Origin of the sequence: Brevibacillus nigriterrae, from assembly GCF_049846925.1 — a bacterium.
Lineage (GTDB): Bacteria > Bacillota > Bacilli > Brevibacillales > Brevibacillaceae > Brevibacillus_H.
In genome coordinates this window covers 45,604-64,139 of sequence record NZ_JBNCMT010000024.1, presented here as the reverse complement: position 1 = coordinate 64,139, position 18,536 = coordinate 45,604, and the positions used below count along the sequence as shown (strand labels likewise).

The 18,536-nt window shown below is 44.4% G+C and carries 15 protein-coding genes; 7 read left to right on the top strand and 8 right to left on the bottom strand.

Features of this window, described 5'->3' with window-relative positions; translation table 11 throughout:
- Positions 1–10: 10 nt before the first annotated feature.
- Complete coding sequence (locus tag ACPW7N_RS17655; RefSeq protein ID WP_425652430.1) at positions 11–1,963, bottom strand: hypothetical protein; 1,953 nt, start codon at positions 1,961–1,963, stop codon at positions 11–13.
- 141 nt (positions 1,964–2,104) lie between these two features.
- Here ACPW7N_RS17655 and ACPW7N_RS17650 point away from each other — a divergent pair, with 141 nt between their 5' ends.
- The 3 genes from ACPW7N_RS17650 (at position 2,105) to ACPW7N_RS17640 (ending at position 6,412) form a co-directional block, all read left to right on the top strand.
- Positions 2,105–4,384, top strand: a complete 2,280-nt coding sequence (locus ACPW7N_RS17650; protein WP_425652429.1) for a DEAD/DEAH box helicase — start codon at positions 2,105–2,107, stop codon at positions 4,382–4,384.
- Positions 4,374–5,642, top strand: coding sequence for a ribonuclease H-like domain-containing protein (locus ACPW7N_RS17645; RefSeq protein ID WP_425652428.1), 1,269 nt, complete (start codon positions 4,374–4,376; stop codon positions 5,640–5,642). The genes ACPW7N_RS17650 and ACPW7N_RS17645 overlap by 11 nt, the downstream gene beginning before the upstream one ends.
- 83 nt (positions 5,643–5,725) lie before the next feature.
- On the top strand, positions 5,726–6,412 hold the full coding sequence (locus tag ACPW7N_RS17640) for a sulfite exporter TauE/SafE family protein (RefSeq protein ID WP_425652427.1): 687 nt from the start codon (positions 5,726–5,728) through the stop codon (positions 6,410–6,412).
- 1 nt (position 6,413) lies between these two features.
- Here the strand turns inward: ACPW7N_RS17640 and ACPW7N_RS17635 are convergent, their stop codons facing one another.
- Entirely contained in the window at positions 6,414–6,833 is a 420-nt protein-coding gene (locus ACPW7N_RS17635; RefSeq protein ID WP_425652426.1) for a hypothetical protein, read from the bottom strand.
- Between the two features lie 144 nt (positions 6,834–6,977).
- Between ACPW7N_RS17635 and ACPW7N_RS17630 the strand changes: the two genes are divergently transcribed.
- On the top strand, positions 6,978–9,173 hold the full coding sequence (locus ACPW7N_RS17630; protein WP_425652425.1) for a heavy metal translocating P-type ATPase: 2,196 nt from the start codon (positions 6,978–6,980) through the stop codon (positions 9,171–9,173).
- Between the two features lie 106 nt (positions 9,174–9,279).
- Here ACPW7N_RS17630 and ACPW7N_RS17625 read toward each other — a convergent pair whose 3' ends face one another.
- From ACPW7N_RS17625 to ACPW7N_RS17610, 4 genes are all read right to left on the bottom strand, one after another.
- The gene (locus tag ACPW7N_RS17625; protein ID WP_425652424.1) at positions 9,280–9,867 is read right to left on the bottom strand and encodes a YhcN/YlaJ family sporulation lipoprotein; all 588 of its coding nucleotides are present in this window, start codon (positions 9,865–9,867) and stop codon (positions 9,280–9,282) included.
- A gap of 59 nt (positions 9,868–9,926) precedes the next feature.
- Complete coding sequence (locus ACPW7N_RS17620; RefSeq protein WP_425652423.1) at positions 9,927–10,502, bottom strand: basic helix-loop-helix domain-containing protein; 576 nt, start codon at positions 10,500–10,502, stop codon at positions 9,927–9,929.
- A 101-nt stretch (positions 10,503–10,603) separates the two neighbouring features.
- Positions 10,604–12,484, bottom strand: coding sequence for a Sec-dependent nitrous-oxide reductase (gene nosZ / locus ACPW7N_RS17615; RefSeq protein ID WP_425652422.1), 1,881 nt, complete (start codon positions 12,482–12,484; stop codon positions 10,604–10,606).
- A 19-nt stretch (positions 12,485–12,503) separates the two neighbouring features.
- On the bottom strand, positions 12,504–12,944 hold the full coding sequence (locus tag ACPW7N_RS17610; RefSeq protein ID WP_425652421.1) for a c-type cytochrome: 441 nt from the start codon (positions 12,942–12,944) through the stop codon (positions 12,504–12,506).
- 143 nt (positions 12,945–13,087) lie between these two features.
- On the opposite strand from ACPW7N_RS17610, the gene nosD reads away from it, so the two are divergent.
- The gene (gene nosD, locus ACPW7N_RS17605) at positions 13,088–14,323 is read left to right on the top strand and encodes a nitrous oxide reductase family maturation protein NosD (protein ID WP_425652420.1); all 1,236 of its coding nucleotides are present in this window, start codon (positions 13,088–13,090) and stop codon (positions 14,321–14,323) included.
- On the opposite strand, the gene ACPW7N_RS17600 is transcribed toward nosD, so the two are convergent.
- Positions 14,290–14,973: a sugar transferase gene (locus ACPW7N_RS17600; protein WP_425652419.1), complete on the bottom strand. Its 684-nt coding sequence runs from the start codon at positions 14,971–14,973 to the stop codon at positions 14,290–14,292. The genes nosD and ACPW7N_RS17600 overlap by 34 nt on opposite strands.
- Entirely contained in the window at positions 14,954–15,736 is a 783-nt protein-coding gene (locus tag ACPW7N_RS17595) for a hypothetical protein (protein WP_425652418.1), read from the bottom strand. Before ACPW7N_RS17595 ends, ACPW7N_RS17600 begins: the two co-directional genes overlap by 20 nt.
- A 204-nt stretch (positions 15,737–15,940) precedes the next feature.
- On the opposite strand from ACPW7N_RS17595, the gene ACPW7N_RS17590 reads away from it, so the two are divergent.
- Positions 15,941–17,101, top strand: a complete 1,161-nt coding sequence (locus tag ACPW7N_RS17590; protein ID WP_425652417.1) for a DegT/DnrJ/EryC1/StrS family aminotransferase — start codon at positions 15,941–15,943, stop codon at positions 17,099–17,101.
- Positions 17,091–18,530, top strand: coding sequence for a lipopolysaccharide biosynthesis protein (locus ACPW7N_RS17585; RefSeq protein WP_425652416.1), 1,440 nt, complete (start codon positions 17,091–17,093; stop codon positions 18,528–18,530). The genes ACPW7N_RS17590 and ACPW7N_RS17585 overlap by 11 nt, the downstream gene beginning before the upstream one ends.
- Positions 18,531–18,536 lie beyond the last annotated feature (6 nt).

Sequence of the window (18,536 nt, the reverse complement as noted above, 5' to 3'; positions counted from 1 at the left end):
GGGTTTTGGGCTAATCACATCCCTTTGTCTTGATCGACAAATCAAGGCAATCCGCTTGCTTTGGTGGTGGCGGAGAGTCCAATATACAATTACCAACTACAGGTTCAAAATGTGCACCTTCTAATGGTACAGTTACTTCCTTTACTGATTTAACTCCGAGAGTTATTTCCTCGCTATCTTCTCCATCAATTTCTCTTGCCAACTCCTTGATATCATCAAAATCAAGGCGATGCCTGCTGGGAACAATAATTCGGTTACGATCCAGGAAGACACCATCAACATCGAATTGTTCCTTTAGCAAATCAGTGTGATTTAATTCATTGAAAAGCTTCTCAATAAATTCCTTTATCGACAATAGTGATGTGGTACGAGCAATGTAGTTCAGGTATTTCTCGGTGTAATAATCCAAGTGGCAGTTTATATGCTCGATAACCCGTTTGATTACGAATTCCGCTCGTTGAGCAGCGAGGTTCAACTCACGTTCATGCTCAAGTGGACTAACCAGAGGTTTAAGAAAACCGGATACCATTGCTAAGAAGCCTGAAATTCGACGAAAGATTTCAGTCCGATCATCTTCATCCATTACATCATGTGGATCTTCATCTCGAGCGAGTGGATCCCAAAACGGTCTAATATATTCAGACAGTGATAGAGCTAAGTCCACGGCTAATTCTTTTTTTCCGTTTGTTGGAGCAATGAGATCCTTGTAAACTTTGTAATAAGTATTAAGGGTAGTAAAAACATAACCTAATTTATTGTCCAGGGCGTCCTCAAGGCCTGATTCATCTAACCGTGCATTGAACGAAGTACTCGGTTGATTGTTATCGATAGTGGTACCATTGTTGTCAAAGGTATCCACATTAAAAATGTTTACTTCATCCGAGAAGAGATAATGCAAGCACCATTCTGCTCTCTCAATCGCACGTGCTTCTACACCTTCTTTGTTAAGATTTACCGTTTTATGTAATGCACTGCCCAATTCCATCTGCAAAACCTTATCGAGCAGAAATTCCTCTATAAAGGAACGGTTATTGAGTACAAAGCTACGATTGAATTCGAACTTTTTAATGGTTACGATGACTGCATGGGATACTTCATGCAGGGCAGTCTCTATACAGTACTGCTTTACTAATTCAAACACTTTAATGAGTAGAGTTCTATCTGAATAAGGGTTAGTTACTGTACGAGTCGTTCCTCGCTCGAGTGTATCCTCAGCTATCGTTTTAACCTCAATTGAGCGCAGGTTTTTCAAACTCCTCGATGATTTTGTGGTTTCTTCGGTTATACTTTCTACGGTATTTTGGGAGGTCTCATTGATTGTAGATGTATATCCACCGCCTAGCTGCAGGGATAAAGGGATTCCTTTGACTGGAATCGTAATTCCAATGTTGCCATTTACATTCCAAGTTTTGGACTTGGCAGACGAACGGGTAACATTGAGAACATCTTTGTCAAGAAGCGTACTTTCTTTGGATTCCATCTCTTCAACTTGATCTAGTGTCTTTTGTTCGAAATATTTTCTTTGTGTTTCTTTGATTTGTATTTTTAATTCTTCTCCCGGGGCAAGAGCAATCGTAGAAATCAGGTTATTGATTGCATATTGCTGAAAAAACCATCTTTGCTCGAATGTAAGGTCTGCGGCAATGTGAACATCTATCCCCCCTGTGGCCCAGTGAATCGGGACACAAGCTAACGAAAAAGAGGGGAATTCTTCCTTAAAGCGTAAAGGTGCTAAAGGAATAAATTGACGAAATGGAACCACATATTGTGGACCTTGTTTCGCTTTAGGAGCTAAACATTCTTCCAATTTAGCGGAATTATCCTTGCAACTTAGATTATGAGCAGGATCATTTGAAGAGAATGCTGATGTAGATCTACGGCGCGTTCGACGTATGGTGATTAAGTTGGATAACGCATTTAGAAAGTCTGAGGCTGTTAGGGATGAGTAATTTGGTTTGTCCATAAGCTCGTTCACCTTTCAAAATGTCAATTCTGACCAATAGTATGATGATAAAAACCGGAATTTAAACATGAGGATTTATCAATCGAATCCTTTACACACCGAACGTCTATTCGTACAATAGAGGGAAGAAGGTGATTAGGCATGATAAAGCTGCCATTGACGCAACTGTTGGAAGAGTTCCGCCAAGATGAACGAATGAAACGAAATATCGTCCATTGGGAAACGATTCAGCCAAAGGAAGCAAAGACGGTTCCTTTTCCAGATGAGATGGACGAACGAATCAAACAGACACTAATCAAAAGAGGAATATCCTCTCTCTATACGCATCAGGGATCTGCCTATCGCTTCGTCCGTGAGAAGAAAAACATCGTAGCCGTTACGCCAACTGCTTCCGGGAAAAGCATGTGCTATCATTTGCCGATATTACAAACGCTAACCGAGAATCCGCAGGCTCGGGCGCTCTATCTTTTCCCGACAAAAGCACTGGCTCAGGACCAAAAAAACGAGCTTCACGAGCTGATCACAGAGATGGGGTTATCAATCAAATCAGAAACATACGACGGGGACACACCTGCCAACATCCGGCAAGTGGTGAGGAAAGCTGGCAACATCGTCATTACCAACCCCGATATGCTGCATTCTGCGATTCTTCCTCATCATACAAAGTGGGTTTCTTTTTTTGAGCATCTCAAATATATTGTGATCGATGAATTACATACGTATCGAGGTGTTTTTGGCAGTCATGTAGCCAACGTCATTCGCCGCTTGAAGCGTATTTGTGCTTATTATGGCAGTCGCCCTCAATTCATCTGTACATCGGCAACGATTGCCAACCCGAGAGAATTAGCGGAGCATCTAACCGAAGAAAAGATGGAGTTAGTAGACAACAACGGAGCGCCTACTGGCAAGAAACACTTTATTTTCTACAATCCACCGATCGTGAATCACCAACTGAATATCCGCCGGAGCGCAACGTTAGAGGCAAGAGACATTTCGGAGCAATTTTTGGTGAACGGGATTCAGACCATTCTGTTTGCCCGGAGTCGTGTAAGGGTTGAGATTCTCCTTACCTATTTGCAGGAATTAATCAAGAAGAAGCTGGGGCCCAAGACGATTCAAGGTTACCGGGGAGGGTACCTTCCGAGCCAACGCAGAGAAATCGAGCGGGGGTTACGGAATGGTGACATTATGGGGGTAGTCAGCACAAATGCTCTGGAACTCGGTGTAGATATCGGGCAGTTGCAAGCTTGTGTGATTACCGGTTATCCCGGTTCCGTTGCCAGTACATGGCAGCAGGCAGGTCGTGCAGGGCGAAGACAAGGGGAGTCGGCTGTTGTTTTGGTTGGTAGCTCGACCCCGATTGATCAGTATGTGATTCAACATCCAGAGTACTTTTTGCATCGAAGTCCTGAGACAGCGAGAATTAATCCTGACAACCTAATCATCCTTGTCGATCATATCAAGTGTGCGGCTTATGAATTACCTTTCCAGAAGGGTGATCGATTCGGAAATGCGGAGATTGTTGAGATTCTGGAGTTTTTGACAGAAGAGCAGGTACTGCACCATTCGAGAGGAAAATGGTTCTGGATGAATCAGTCGTTTCCAGCCCATAACATCAGTTTGCGGTCAGCTTCTCAAGAAAACGTGGTAATTATTGATATCACGGAACGAGGAAATGAGCGTGTACTGGGAGAAATGGATCGGTTTAGCTCTCTCACGCTGCTTCATGAAGAAGCCATTTACTTGCATCAAGGGACACAGTTCCAGGTGGAGAAGCTGGATTACGAAGAAAAGAAAGCCTATGTGCGAGAAGTAAAGGTCGATTACTATACGGATGCCAATCTGGCTGTGCAGTTGAAGGTGTTGGAAGAAGATAAGCGTAGCATGGAACAACAGACGGAGTTTGCTTATGGCGAAGTTTCTGTACATGCCATGGCGACAATTTTCAAAAAGATCAAATTCGAGACACACGAAAATATAGGCTCAGGGCCGATTCATCTTCCTGAACAGGAGCTTCATACGAATGCGGCCTGGATGAGTTTTTCAGAAAATCTCTTAACCTCGCTCGGAAAAGCCGAGGTAGAACGAGGACTTTTCGGACTCTCTCATGTCCTTCAGCACGTAGCACCACTCCTGGTCATGTGTGATCCGATGGACTTGCATGTGATCGCACAACGGAAGGCTGTTCATTCCGGACAACCCACGATTTTCCTGTATGACCGTTATCCGGGCGGAATCGGTTTGAGTGAGCAGGTTTTCAAAGATATAAAAACGATCCTGAACAAAGCAGAAGAAATGATCACCTCCTGCCCGTGTGAAGCGGGTTGTCCTTCTTGCATTGGTGTAACGGAAGAAGGCACCAAAGAGCTGTCGCTCACGCTACTTCGTGTTGCCCAGGGGGTTAGCATGCATGTCACTTAAAAACAAGCTGAACCGAATGAAAAGTCACTTGTCATTGGAAGCAGCACCAGTGAATCTCAGTCAACAAGCTGAGCCCGATCTTACATGGGATGTGCCTTTTATCGAAAAGTGGTCTGAACTGCAAGCAAAGCCATACGGACAATTGGATGAATACATCATGATTCGGGAAGTTCGCTATCCGCTTGATTATCAGTATGGGCGGTATCGTTTTTCGGAGCTGCATGACGTGATGTCTGCTTGGGATTCTCATCCTGCAAATCACCCATTATCCTCAGCCAAACGAAAGGCAGAGGAACTGTTATTCTTTGATACCGAGACGACTGGATTGCATGGGGGAGTAGGCAACACGATTTTTTTACTCGGCTATAGCCGTGTTGAACCAGATGCAGTTGTTGTCCGTCAGCATTTCCTGGCTGCACCCCATGCAGAAGCCATGTTGTATCAGTCATTTTTGCCAGAGGCGAAGCAGTCCACCCACCTCGTTACTTTCAATGGCAAATCCTTCGATTGGCCACAGGTGAAAACAAGACATACTTTGCTGCGTGATGAAGTTCCCGAGTTGCCGACATTCGAGCACTACGATTTGCTCCATGGAGCGAGACGATTGTGGAAAGACGAGCTTCCTTCATGTCGACTGTCAATTCTGGAGCAAGTAAAGCTGGGTATTCGGAGAAAAGAGGATGTACCTGGACACATGGCTCCTATTCTCTACTTCGATTATCTCACCGATAAAAATCCAGAGGGTATTGCAGGAGTGCTTGTGCATAATGAACTGGACGTATTATCTTTGATTTCGTTATACATTCATATCTCCAAGCTGCTATTGGAAACAGACAATGAGGACATGTCAGTAGAAGAGCGTTTCGAAATCGCCCGCTGGTATGAAGCGGTTGGAGAAGATGAGCGTGCCTGTCAGATTTATCAGCAGGTAGCGGAGGATTCACATTCTCTACAGAATAAAGCCAAGGTAGCACTTGGACATCTGTATAAAAAGCAAAAGAAGATGTCTTCGGCCTTGCAACAGTGGGAGAGTGTCATCCGGGATACCAATTATCAGTCGGATGAGGTGTACACCGAGATTGCGAAAATCTACGAGCACCATCACAAAGATTATGAAGCTGCTCTCCACTTTGCAAGAAAAGCGTTTGAACAGTGGAAAATGAAAGGGCGTTTACTGCGCCACACTTCCAAAGCGGAGGCCAGCTCCTTTCAAAAACGATTGACTCGATTGGAAAATAAACTCGACAGGCTCGTTTGAGGCATGTCGAGTTTTTTATTCATAAATAGACAAGGTTTCACTTACATTGGAAGAAGACAGGAGGACAGAGGGAGGAGATTTGGATGGATAATAGTGTGTATGAATACGGGCTGCTCTTGTTAACGGGTCTGTTGAGTGCACCTCACTGTATCGGAATGTGTGGGGGCATCGTCAGCACCTGGACGCTGCAATCTTCAGCACCCGTCATGCAAACCATGCTGGCCTACAATAGTGGACGGATCATTACCTACATGTTTGTGGGCGCATTTATGGGATTTATCGGTTCGTTCGTCGATGCAGCAGGTAAAGTAGTAGGGTTACAGGGGATCGCAAACATTGTGGGCGGGCTCTTTATTTTGCTCTGGGTGTATCGTAAATACGCTCTGCCCATCGCAGCCTGGACCCCAATACGAATACCTGTCATTCATTCGTTTTTGGAAGGAACCAAAAAACAAACAGGAGTCATTCCTGTTTTTATCAGCGGGCTGCTATTAGGTTTTATCCCGTGCGGATTGACCTACGCCATGCATATGAAAGCCGCAGCAACGGGAGATTGGCTGGAGGGCACACTCACTCTCCTGTTTTTTGGGATCGGTACGCTGCCTGCTCTGGTGTTCATCGGGCTGTTTTCCAAACTGATCAGCCGTGCATTGCGCAATAAAGTCTTATACGTAGCCAATATTATGGCTGGTTTGATTGGCGTCATCTCGATTTGCCGAGGAATGGTGCTAAACGGCTGGATCCCCAGCATAAACCCTTGGCTGTGGTAAATTATCGGACGGCATCGAAATCAAAGGTAGCAGTAATCGTCTGGGTTTTTCCTTCCATACTCAGTTCAGCTTTCCAATCCCCGATCATGGTAGGCGTAACAGGAGCAATATATTCGCCCTGTTCGTTTGGCTTTGCCTGCACTTCCAATATTCCATGATCCATTCCCGGCATAGAAAGCTGGATTTTTACTGTCTTCTCCTTCAATTCTTGCTGAAGTGAAGCTGGAAGTGAGATGTGCAGCATGTTCTCTTTTAATATTTTGGCTGGATTCGGTTGAAGATCAATTTGGATGACATGTCGCTGATCGTTAGTAACCACCTGATTGGACTTTGCGGCTGGGGCAGAAGAACAGGCGGATTGGATGAAGAGAGGAATTACGATCATCATCAATCGCAGGAGAAATGATTTATCGATTCGCATCGGCTCACCTCAAATGTAACGTTACTGTCCATCACTAGCCTATTCATCCATCCGGTGGGAGATTCCCATTTCTAATAGGGAGCGGACTGGCATATGGTAGGTAGTGGATAAGCTCATTAGTTGATCGACAAAGGGGAGTATTTCGTGCCAACAACTGCTCATGTGACTTATCAAATTGGAGGTATGACCTGTGCAGCCTGTGCAACCCGAATCGAGAAAGTTGTAACGAAAGTAGAGGGTGTACAAGTAATACAGGTGAACTATGCCTTGGAGAGAGCTCGCGTTGAATACAATCCGGAAACAGTGAATGAATTCGTGATTAAAGAGCGAATAGAGAAATTGGGATACCACGCGACACAGGATGTCCAGGGGGATCAAGAAAAGGAAATAAGGGGGCTTGCGCTTCGGTGCCTCTTTGCGGTACTCCTGTCGATCCCATTGTTCTGGTCAATGGCTACTCATTTTTCTTTTACCTCGTTTATTTGGGTACCTGATCTGTTTTCTAATCCGTTTTTTCAGTTGGCGATCACCTTTCCCATTCAGTTCGTTATTGCCCGCACCTTTTATGAAGGGGCTTGGAACTCGCTACGGAACCGCACCGCCAATATGGATGTACTTGTTATACTCAGTACGTCGTCAGCTTTCTTCTACAGCCACTACATGACATTTGCCTTCAAAGATGCGGAAGCTCATGATGTGACGTTGTATTATGAAACAAGTGCCTTGATCATTACCTTTTTACTCATTGGAAAACTGTTGGAAGCCATGACAAAGCGAAGAACACTGGAAGCCATCAAAAGCTTGTATCAATTACAAGCCAAAACGGTCACGGTGGTTCGCAATCAAGAGATGACCTCAGTGCCGATTGATGAGTTGCGGGTAGGCGATATTTTTATCATCAGACCAGGGGAAAAAGTTCCCACCGATGGTCAAATATTGGAAGGAACTTCCTTTGTAGATGAATCTGTATTTACGGGTGAAAGCCTCCCTGTTGAAAAGCGGGCGGGAGATCTGATTACTGGTGCAACCATGAATCAAAACGGGATGTTAAAAGCTAGAGCAACCCGGATTGGGAAAGACACGGCCTTGGCCCAAATCATCCGAATAGTTGAAGAGGCACAGGCATCGAAGGCTCCCATCCAACGAATGGCAGATGAATTGACCGAAATTTTCGTGCCGATTGTCGTAACGATCGCCGCAATTACTTTCCTCGCCTGGTTTTATTTGTTCACACCACATACTGTCGGAATCGCTCTTGAGCGAGCAATGGCTGTACTAATTATTGCGTGTCCTTGTGCACTCGGATTGGCTACTCCCACCTCGATTTTAGTCGGTTCAGGCAGAGCCGCAAAAACAGGAATTCTGTTCAAACAGGGGAAGCATCTGGAGCTTGTTCAGAAGGTCGATACCGTCATCTTTGATAAAACGGGTACAATCACGAAAGGAAAACCGGAAGTCACAGACGTTCACGTGGCAAAAAATGAGTGGGGGAAACACACATTTCTACAGTTCGTGGCTGCTGCTGAAAAAGGCTCTGAACATCCATTAGCATCTGCCGTCGTTCAATTTGCAACGGACAACCGACTGAAATTACCAATGATCACCCAATGTGAAGCATTGCCCGGATATGGGATGAAAGCTACCGTCATGGAAAAAGAAATGCTGATTGGATCACACCGCTTGATGGTGGAAAATGGGATTGCTGTACAAGAGGGAGCATTACTTGCTAATACGTATGAGCAGGCAGGTAAAACGGTCATTTATGTAGCCATTAATCGCCAGTTCGCAGGCATGATTGCACTTTCCGATACCGTAAAAGACAGTTCGGAAGCTGCGATTGAGCGACTGCAAAAGCTCGGAAAAGAAGTAATCATGGTTACAGGGGATAATGAACGAACGGCTGCACATATAGCAAAACAAATCGGTGTTTCCAAAGTATACGCTGGTGTCCTACCAACCGAGAAAGCCAGTATTATTCACCAGTTGAGACGGCGAGGCAGAGTTGTCGCTATGGTCGGTGATGGTGTCAATGATGCACCGGCATTAGCGTTAGCGGATATCGGCATTGCAGTTGGGACAGGAACAGATGTTGCAATAGAGGCAGCAGACATTCTAGTTATGCATGGCGATTTGCATGGTGTTGCCGATTCATTTTTGATTAGTCAAAAGACGCTAGTCAATATCAAGCAAAATTTGTTTTGGGCACTTGCCTACAATACGATTGCTATTCCGGTCACCATGCTTGGTTTTTTGGCTCCTTGGGTTGCTGGTGGTGCGATGGCACTCAGTTCTATTTCTGTTGTACTCAATTCCTTGCGTTTAAAACGAATCCGATTATAGGTGATACATTTGCGATAAAAAGACGAATCCCCGCACAGCTCATGTACGGGGGGTGAAGTTTGTTGCCCGCCAAATGCCAGCATAAGCTTGTATCGGGTGGGTTTTCTTATCTGCTTTTCCGTCCCATCTCATAAATGATACCGCTGATTCCGTGTGTAATTTGTCCATGCCGTACGTTCGTCATTGCGGTAAACAGTGTACGGACGCGATTTTGCAGATCGGGATCAGTTGTTACATAAATATTATAGCCAGGCTCTGCTGCTTTCACTTTATGATGAACTTGCCGTTCAATTGACGGGTTATGCCCACCTGCATCAACACCAATGACGACGTCAATTCCTTGAGCAACAGCTTGGGCACTGTTTACTCCTGATACTGACTTGGCAATTTGTGTGACTCGACGAGAGAGAAGTTCTGCTGATCGGACATCCTGCTCTGTATACGTATTTGGTCTGGTTCCATTGTAGGTCCCATCATAATTATGCACATAGGGTTGATCAACAGAGGGAGCACCCGGATTCATGTTATTGCGAGTGATTGGTGCATTCTTCACTTGCGCACTTTGAATCTGAGCTTGATTTGGCTGCGCTGGAACATTCGGTTGAGCACCGTAATTGGCACAACCAGTTAGACCAACAAGTATCACAGGAACGAAAAGGTTAGTTACGATGTTGCTCATACGCTGTTTTTTCATGATCAAAACCTCCCTGCTAGTAGTTTGCTTTGAGCAATGAATACCTATGCGGCAACCTGTTAGTGTTGTTTTTTCCGGTTATCGATAAACAGGGGAAAGAGCAGGAGTAGAAAAGCCAAACCAATCAAATAGGCGCCGGTTGTGAAGTAACTGTGTGTGACAAAGTTTGCAAGTGTGTTTTTCCCAATGATCGGCGGAACAAAAGGAGGAATCTTGATCGGAGCACGAGGATCCAACTCGGTACCAAAAGAAGCCAGCCAGCGGTACATATCCCAGATGCCCAAAGCACCTCCGATGACAAAAAGCAATATAAGCCCGAGCAGAAAGGACTTCTTGCGTAAAAAAGCGACGAGCAGTGTCAGTACGGCCAACCCGCCAATCAGATAAGGCAGGTAATCAAGTTCAGGAAATGTGTCTTCACTAAACGGCTTCATACCAATGTAATGATTGAGACCATTTACAATATCGATTTGGCCTGCTAATTTGTTTGGATAAACAATAATGTCTAGGCCTTCTGGGTATTGTGGAGCAAAGAATTTCATACCCCACCAAGGTAAGAAAATGGAGCCGGCTATAAGCAGTGCAGCCAACACGATGGAAATCATGGAAGGAACAGAGAGCTTGTTGGTTGACATTCATCTCACCATCCTCACAAGATAGGGTTTCCTCCACATGACAACATCATTCAAAAGTAAAAGACTGTTGATTGTAAGCTCAACAGTCTTTCCAATAACTACTATCGTGGCTGCACCAGTAAGTATCCCATCATCTCTTGGTGTAGGGCAGAGCAGAAGTTGGTGCAATATATGGGGAAGCTGCCAGCTTTGTCGGCGACGAATTCAATGGTTTTCGTCTGTCCTGGCTGAACCTCCATCGTCTGATTATAGGCGTTGATCCCGAAACCATGAGTTATATCCTGATCGAGATCAATGTTCGTTAGGTGGAAGGCGACACGATCACCTTGACGCACGGTGACTACGTCTTTTCGTGGAGAAGTCGCATCAAAGATGAACTTGGATCGCATGGCGGTTCCATAAATGTTCACGACATTTCCGCTTCGTTCCACTCGTGCTTTCTTCTGATCCCACACACTTCCGGCTCTCGCTTCATCTTTCGGAAAGACTACAACCGGCTTCAGCTTGTCAGCTTTGATGATCTGCGCATAGTGTGGCTCTGGATCAACGGGTGATGAAAAGATTATTTCCATTTTGGGTCCGGTCAGATCGATCAACTGCATGGATTCTGGATGGGAGGGGCCAACAGATAGATAACTGTCTTTGGCAATTTTATTAAGCGAAACGAGATATTTCCCATCGGGACTGACAGAATCACCCTCAGCAGCGACTAAATGACCAGGAGAGTATTGAACAGCAATGCGATCAGCAACCTCACCATTATCAGGACTCCATTTCACCACTTCAGAAGAAATAAACATGGTTGTATAGGCAAAGCCTTTGTCGTCAAATTGCGTATGAAGTGGGCCAAGAGCGTTAGGAGGATTCACTTCCCTCTCCATGACAGAATTGTAATCAAGGATTGGAATTCCATTGAAATCTCCCGCAAATTTTTGGCTTTTCACAGCATCAAATGCTTTTTCAAATGAGAAAACCGTCATAGCAGGTGCAAGCTTACCGGAAGCTATGAATCTGCGTCCGTCGGGAGTCACGTCAACGCCGTGTGGAGATTTGGCGCATGGAACCAGATAGACGGCCCCTTTATGTTTGGAAGGGTCAATCATTTTTACGCCGTCAATTACATCATGCTGACCTGGCGTATTTGCCATTTTCTCAAGCTCTTTCCAGTTGAACAGAACGACGTAGTCACGTTCTTTTTGTGATGCGTTGATTTCCCATTCGGTTGTAGCTTCTTCTGTATTGTACGAAGTCATTACTGCCCAATCTCCCGATACTTTTTTGCCCGCATCAGAGAGGTCAAATGACCAAGGAGGGAGCATCAGTTGATAAGCTAATTGTAGCTTTTTGGTGCTTTCATTAAAGGTTACTGCTGACATTACACCCTTATATCGGGTAGAAAACTCTTCTAAAGGTGCATAAGCATGACCGAGTGGAATCGGGAAACGAGTCGGCAAGAACAGATACTCCGAATTCTGTGTTATAAATGCGGCACAGTGTGGACCGCCAGTATTCGGCACGTGGAGCATATCAGCGACTTCAAACGTGCTTAAATCCATGACAGCCGCTCTGTTGTTTGCCACATCCGTTGCAAACATATACTTTCCGTCATATTCACCAGCAGTCTCCGAGAAAGCCGGATGATGGAAATCTCCCCAGCTAAAGCCACCCATTTGATCCTTCGAATGCTTGTCCCACCCATGACCAGTCGCTGAATCGTATCCAAAGAGTGGAACTGTCCGTATGCGTCTCATGGAGGGGATTCCATAGACAAAAAGTTGTCCGGAGTGTCCACCAGAGGCAAACAAATAATATTCATCCTTTTGACCAAAAGGAACATAGACTTTTTGGGCAGCGCTGGAGGCTGCAGCAGTGTTATTACCTGCCGCACCGCCTGGTTTTGGAGAAAAATTACCAAAGAAGACAGCAGAAGCAACAACCCCTAGGGCTAACCCTGCGCCAATTGACAGTACTTTACTCATCATAAGGTGACCTCCCAAGATGTTATGGCTGTTTTGATGCTGCTTCCAGTCCTGCAAGTATCGCTTTCAGTTCTTCATCCGTAAGTGGATTGGATCCAAGCACACTTGACATAACTGCGGAAGTAGGTTTCCTTAAAAATTGCTCGAGAGGAACTCCGTGTTTGCCTTCCACATTTTCGAATGCTTTCGAAAGGTCAGGGCCTGTTGCACCTCCCTGAATTTTAAGCGCGGAAATACTGTGACAAGAAATACATCCACGCTGAACGAAAATTCGTCCTTCCTCTGCTGTTTCTGGTGTTTGCTCCGGTTTTGATGGCTCCTGGGTTTGTGGCTGTGCTGGTTGTGCAGGAGCTGGAGGCTGGGCAACGTTGCCAGTATTAGTAGGTTTAAAATATAAATACCCTCCGCCTAAAGCGATAACAAAGCTTAATAAAAAGAGGACAAAGTTATTTCTGGAACCCAAAATGAGAACCCCCTTATCGTCAAGTACCGTAATTTCTGTATAATTCTGCCCGTGGTCTTTGGAAAATATACGGAAAAGTATGCAGCAGACATAGCATGCAAGGCAGTTCTGGTTGTCCATACTAAGTACAAAGGGGGATCGTTATGAAATTCTTCTGTTTCTTACTGATGGGATTTGCTTTGGTAACAGGTTGTCCAGGTATTGTGCAAGGAGAAGAATCCTTGCAGCAAATCATTGATCGATCACCTGAAAAAAGCGTGATCCAGTTGGAAGAAAAGACGTACGAGGGAAATATCGTGATTACAAAACCAATCACATTGCAAGGCAAAACTAATACAGTAATTCGTGGCGATCGTACAAATCATGTCATCACGATCAGATCATCCGGGGTAACCATTCAAAATGTACGTGTCGAGCATGGAAGCATGGATCGAAATTCGATGGAGGAATATGCAGGCATTCGTGTGATTGGCGCTGCGAACAATGTGATAAGAGATGTGACAATAACCGATTCCTTTCATGGGATCAGCTTGTTTAAGGCAAACAATAATCAGATCGAAAGGATTCAGGTAGTAGGGCATGGCGGAAATGAAATTGCAGGACAGGGAAACGGCATTCATCTGTATTACTCCCATGGCAATCAAATTAGACAAAATGCCATCAGAGATACAAGAGACGGAATGTACTTGTATTTTTCAGACAATAACACGATTGACCAAAATGATGTAACCAAAACCAGATATGGTTTGCATTTTATGTACTCAAATGAAAACCGGATATCTCAAAACCGCTTCCACAACAATAGTGGCGGAGCAGCGATAATGGTCTCCAAGCATATCCAGCTTAATCAGAATGACTTTTCCCTTCATAAAGGAAGTCAAGCGTTTGGTATCTTAATGCAGGAAGGAGAAGATATCCAAATAAGGGGAAACCGGTTCCTCCATAATCTGCGAGGAATCTATATTGACAACTCGTTTAACGGACGTGTGATCGATAATCAGTTTATGAATAATCATATCGGTATTGAATTGTGGGCAAGCGCAAACAATCAAACTTTCGTACAGAATCGATTTCTAAATAACATCACACCTGTACTCACGATTGGTGGGAAATCAAAAAATTCGTGGAGTGAAGACGGGAAGGGCAACTATTGGGGAAGCAGCTTCCCGTTACTTGATGTCAACCAGGACAAGGTGGGGGATTATGCGATTAGATATCAATCATCACTCTATCATTTAATCAAAGAAAATGAATTAACCTATCTGTTTTTAAAGAGTCCAGCCATTCATATGTACGAACAAATGAATCGATGGGCTCAAAAGCAAGATGTCATGTTTCAAGACGATTATCCATTGATCGATTCCAGGAACCGCTTCTGATTGTCAATATCGATCATTCTCAACTCGGGAGGATCGGGAAAGTGAGATTTGCCAAGCAGGACAAGCAAAATTGTCCATGCACAACGAAACAATAATCGCACATCATACCAAAGAGTTCTGTTTTTGATATACACGAGGTCCAGGGCAACTTTTATATCAAGATAGTTTTCATAGGATTTCTCCAGTTGATGATCGTGCAGATACTTTGACCCGTGCGTATATTCGTAAATACTCGCTGGACTGAACAAGCCAGGCTTTATGGAGTAGAGTTCCCGATGATACTCCTTGAAGTAGCGAGCATAAATCTCGGGGTCCTCTGGTCGTGGACCAACAACCGACATCGTCCCCCCAAGGATATGCAGGAATTGTGGCAGTTCATCAATCTTGCTTTTTCGCAATAAAGATCCAAAGGGAAAAATTCGCGGGTCATTATTCAGCGTAAGCTTGCTAGCGTTCTCAGCTTGCTTTTGATGCATTGTTCTGAATTTGTACATTGTAAATACGTTACCTTGGAAACCGATACGCTTTGCCAGGTAGAAAATGGGACCAGGGCTTGTCAATCGAATCCCGAAAAGGGCAAAAAGAAAGAGGGGGGAGCAGATCAACAGAAACGTGATTGCAAATGTGAGGTCAAACAATCGTTTGCCCATCTGGAATACTCCCCTCTACATAAGGTGAACTTGCATATAACCGCTCAATTACCTGAGAGATTGTCAGTGCATTCAAATCCAGATCCAGCTCTTCTTCTCCGATTTCAATGATCAGTAAATTCCGATTGATTTTCGCACATTTTTTTAACGTTTCTTTTGTTTTTTCGAAGGATGTAATGGCTCTTTGAAATGTTAATTCTACATTGTCTCCCTGTTCCAGTTTTTTCTCCAGCCTGCTGGATGAGCCGGGGCGTTCGTGCAAGCGTTTGCGAATGATTGTTGGATCTGTGTTTAGTACAACAACGATAAATGGCATGCAAATCAACGAATTTAAGAGAAGTTCCAAAGACACAGGTTCATAAAGACAGGAATAACGGATGGACCATAATGCCTGGAAAATGCCTTGGTCTAGCAGGATTGGTTTTGTGTGCAGACTGTTCTGACGAATGATCCCTGCACAAAACAGCCAATTGAAACAGGTGGTAAAAGTATCTCTCCAGGATGTTTGTTTGGACATCAAGATATAACAGATGGAGAGCAAGGTAAATCGAAAATGAAAGATAAGTTCGGTAATAACCATATGAAGTTTGACAAGAATCCGCTTTCCCGACTTCCCATTACGACGCTTGAAAGAAGGCTCATGTATAGCAATTCCCAGTTCCTGCAAGAGTGGAGTGAGCTTCGTTGTAAGCGTCGTTTTGCCAGCTCCGGGTAAACCAAGAAATTCAATTACAAGTCCTTGAACACCTGATTGATCTGTCATATTGATAAGATCAACTCCTTGGTCTGTTCACCCCAGACTTTCATGTGTTTGCCATATACAATATTGTCTCTCTTGATAAAATATGAAATTTTTCATTTTTTTTATTATCTCCACATGAAACAGTATCGCCTGAATAAAGTGTAAATATCTCATTGACTAGTAGTTCCAAATGAAATGGATTCCGGATGAAAGGGATTGTTGCAAATGAAAATTCCCTATTCCCTTCCTTTTACCGGGGAAGAAGAAATTGAAGAAGTAGCGGCAGCAATTCGTTCTAAGTGGCTCAGTAGAGGGGCTCGTACGATCGAATTCGAAGCTGAATTCGCCAGAAGTGTAGATAGCCCATTTGCAATCGGCTTGCACTCGTGTACTGCTGGACTTTACTTGTCCTTGTCAGCATCAGGAATCGGTCCCGGAGATGAAGTGATCACGACTCCTTATACTTTCGTTTCAACGGTAAACTCCATTATCCACTGTGGTGCTACGCCTGTTTTTGTCGATATTGATCCGGTTACGCTGAACATAGACTGTGAGAAGATAGAATCGAGAATTACGGAACGAACAAAAGCAATCATCCCCGTACATTTTGCCGGATTTCCTTGTGAAATGGATCGCATTATGGCAATAGCCGATCAATATAAGCTATTTGTGATCGAAGATGCCGCACATGCCGTTTACACGAAGTATAATGCGAAACCGGTAGGAAGTATTGGTCACTTGACCTGCTTTAGCTTCTATGCGACCAAAAATCTGGCGATGGGAGAAGGGGGAGCAGTTACAACCGCAGATGAGGAATTGGCGGAGAAAATTCGCATCCGCTCTTTGCACGGAATGAGCAAGAATGCGTGGAATCGTTATTCAGAAAAGGGGTCATGGTACTACGAAGTGGAATATCCCGGCTATAAATATAATATGACTGATATACAAGCATCATTGGGGTTGGCCCAATTGAGAAAGCTTGAGCAGATGCAATTTTTGCGTAAAAAATGGGCTGATCGGTATACGGAAGCCTTCCGTGACCGGGAAGAATTGATCGTACCGTATGACTCCACCGAGCATCGTCACGCATGGCACTTGTATGTTATACGGCTAAATGAAAACAGGCTTACCATAACTCGCAATGAATTTATTGATAGACTTCGGGAAGCAGGGGTCGGTACGAGTGTTCATTTTATTCCGGTTCCATGTCATCCATACTACCGGAACCTCGGATACAAAATCGAGGATTATCCTGAGTCATGGAAAGCATTCCAATCAGCTATTTCTCTTCCGTTGTACCCTGGTTTAACGGAAGAAGAAGTGGATTATGTCATAGAGCAGGTTCTGCATATTACTAGTAATCATCAGAATTTTTATGCTGATTAAACACACCATTCTCTATTTTCTTACACGTGGTGGTACGGGGGTCGTCAGTTTTGCTGCCATTTTGATTTACTCCCGTTTATTAACGCCCGAAGAATATGGTATCGCTTCTATCGTCCTTTCTTCTGTGTGGTTGGCACAAGCGTTTGGCTTTCGGTGGATCAACATGTCTGTCGCCCGTTTTATACCAGGTACAACCACTGAAAATCGTAGCACCGTAATGAGTACATTTGCTGTTATGACGATCATTGTGATGATGCTCATTGCTTTGATGGTCATTCCAGCAATGATGACGAGTACTCGTCTAGCTGATTACGGGGAACTGGTCTTACTTGGAGGGGCAACACTCTGGCTGTTATCCCTTTCTGAATTGAATCAGGAAATCTTTCGATCACAGCTTATGCCGAATCAGTATGGCTGGCAATCTCTTTTGAAAGTATCGCTTTCACTGTTATTTGCTTGCCTGTTTATTTTTGCAGGACTTCAAACGACAGGAATTTTGCTTGGCCTAATCGTCGGGATATCCATTTCACTACTCATCTTTCCCAATCCGTATTGGCGAGAAATACGAATCAAGAAATGGGATCGGCGTCTGGCAGCCCAATACTTGTCTTATGGAATGCCGTTGATTGTAACTGCTGCCATGGGGTCACTTATTAACAACGTTGACCGAATTCTGCTGGGGTGGTTACAGGGTACAGAGGCTACAGGCATGTTTGCTGTTGCTGATGATATTACACAACAAAGCTTGTATTTATTGATGTTGATTGTCAACCTTGCTGCATTTCCTTTGGTCATAAAAGCAATGGAGGCAAACTCAACCATTCAGGTACAACAAAGACTTGAACAAAATATCATTCTCCTCCTGTTAATTTCCATTCCAGCTACGTTCGGTATCATTCTCCTTGCTACGAACATTTCAACTGTACTGTTGGGCAACACCTATTCTCCGATCGCAACTACTATCATGCCGTGGATTGCCTTATCAACCTTTCTCCAAGGCTTAAAAACCTTCTATTTTGATTTATCTTTTCAACTGGGGCAAAAAACACTTCCACAAATCTGGCCCGTTTTAATTGCTGCTGTGCTTACGATTAGCCTGAATCTGTTCTGGATTCCACGATGGGGCATTATGGGGTGTGCCGCAGCCACTTTTGTAGCCTATTTGGTTGCTGCTATCCTCAGTTGGTATCTCGGGCATAGAATCCTGCCACTGCCCATACCGTTTCGTGAGGCAGGAAAAATATGTCTCGCTTCGCTAGCCATGATCCTGAGTATTCTGCCTATCAGTACAAAAATCGGACTATGGTGGTTGGTCGGGCAAATCATCTGCGGAATCATCGTCTATGGGGGATCAATATTGCTCCTGAATGTAGCTGGTGTCAGAGACAGAGTGTTGCGAACGATCACTCTACGCAGGAATACGGGATAAGGGGTT

Coding starts and splice junctions, on each gene's coding strand:
- ACPW7N_RS17655 (WP_425652430.1), bottom strand. CDS start 1,963: ATGGACAAACCAAATTACTCATCCCTAACAGCCTCAGACTTTCTAAAT.
- ACPW7N_RS17650 (WP_425652429.1), top strand. CDS start 2,105: ATGATAAAGCTGCCATTGACGCAACTGTTGGAAGAGTTCCGCCAAGAT.
- ACPW7N_RS17645 (WP_425652428.1), top strand. CDS start 4,374: ATGTCACTTAAAAACAAGCTGAACCGAATGAAAAGTCACTTGTCATTG.
- ACPW7N_RS17640 (WP_425652427.1), top strand. CDS start 5,726: ATGGATAATAGTGTGTATGAATACGGGCTGCTCTTGTTAACGGGTCTG.
- ACPW7N_RS17635 (WP_425652426.1), bottom strand. CDS start 6,833: ATGCGAATCGATAAATCATTTCTCCTGCGATTGATGATGATCGTAATT.
- ACPW7N_RS17625 (WP_425652424.1), bottom strand. CDS start 9,867: ATGAAAAAACAGCGTATGAGCAACATCGTAACTAACCTTTTCGTTCCT.
- ACPW7N_RS17620 (WP_425652423.1), bottom strand. CDS start 10,502: ATGTCAACCAACAAGCTCTCTGTTCCTTCCATGATTTCCATCGTGTTG.
- nosZ (WP_425652422.1), bottom strand. CDS start 12,484: ATGATGAGTAAAGTACTGTCAATTGGCGCAGGGTTAGCCCTAGGGGTT.
- nosD (WP_425652420.1), top strand. CDS start 13,088: ATGAAATTCTTCTGTTTCTTACTGATGGGATTTGCTTTGGTAACAGGT.
- ACPW7N_RS17600 (WP_425652419.1), bottom strand. CDS start 14,973: ATGGGCAAACGATTGTTTGACCTCACATTTGCAATCACGTTTCTGTTG.
- ACPW7N_RS17595 (WP_425652418.1), bottom strand. CDS start 15,736: ATGACAGATCAATCAGGTGTTCAAGGACTTGTAATTGAATTTCTTGGT.
- ACPW7N_RS17590 (WP_425652417.1), top strand. CDS start 15,941: ATGAAAATTCCCTATTCCCTTCCTTTTACCGGGGAAGAAGAAATTGAA.
- ACPW7N_RS17585 (WP_425652416.1), top strand. CDS start 17,091: ATGCTGATTAAACACACCATTCTCTATTTTCTTACACGTGGTGGTACG.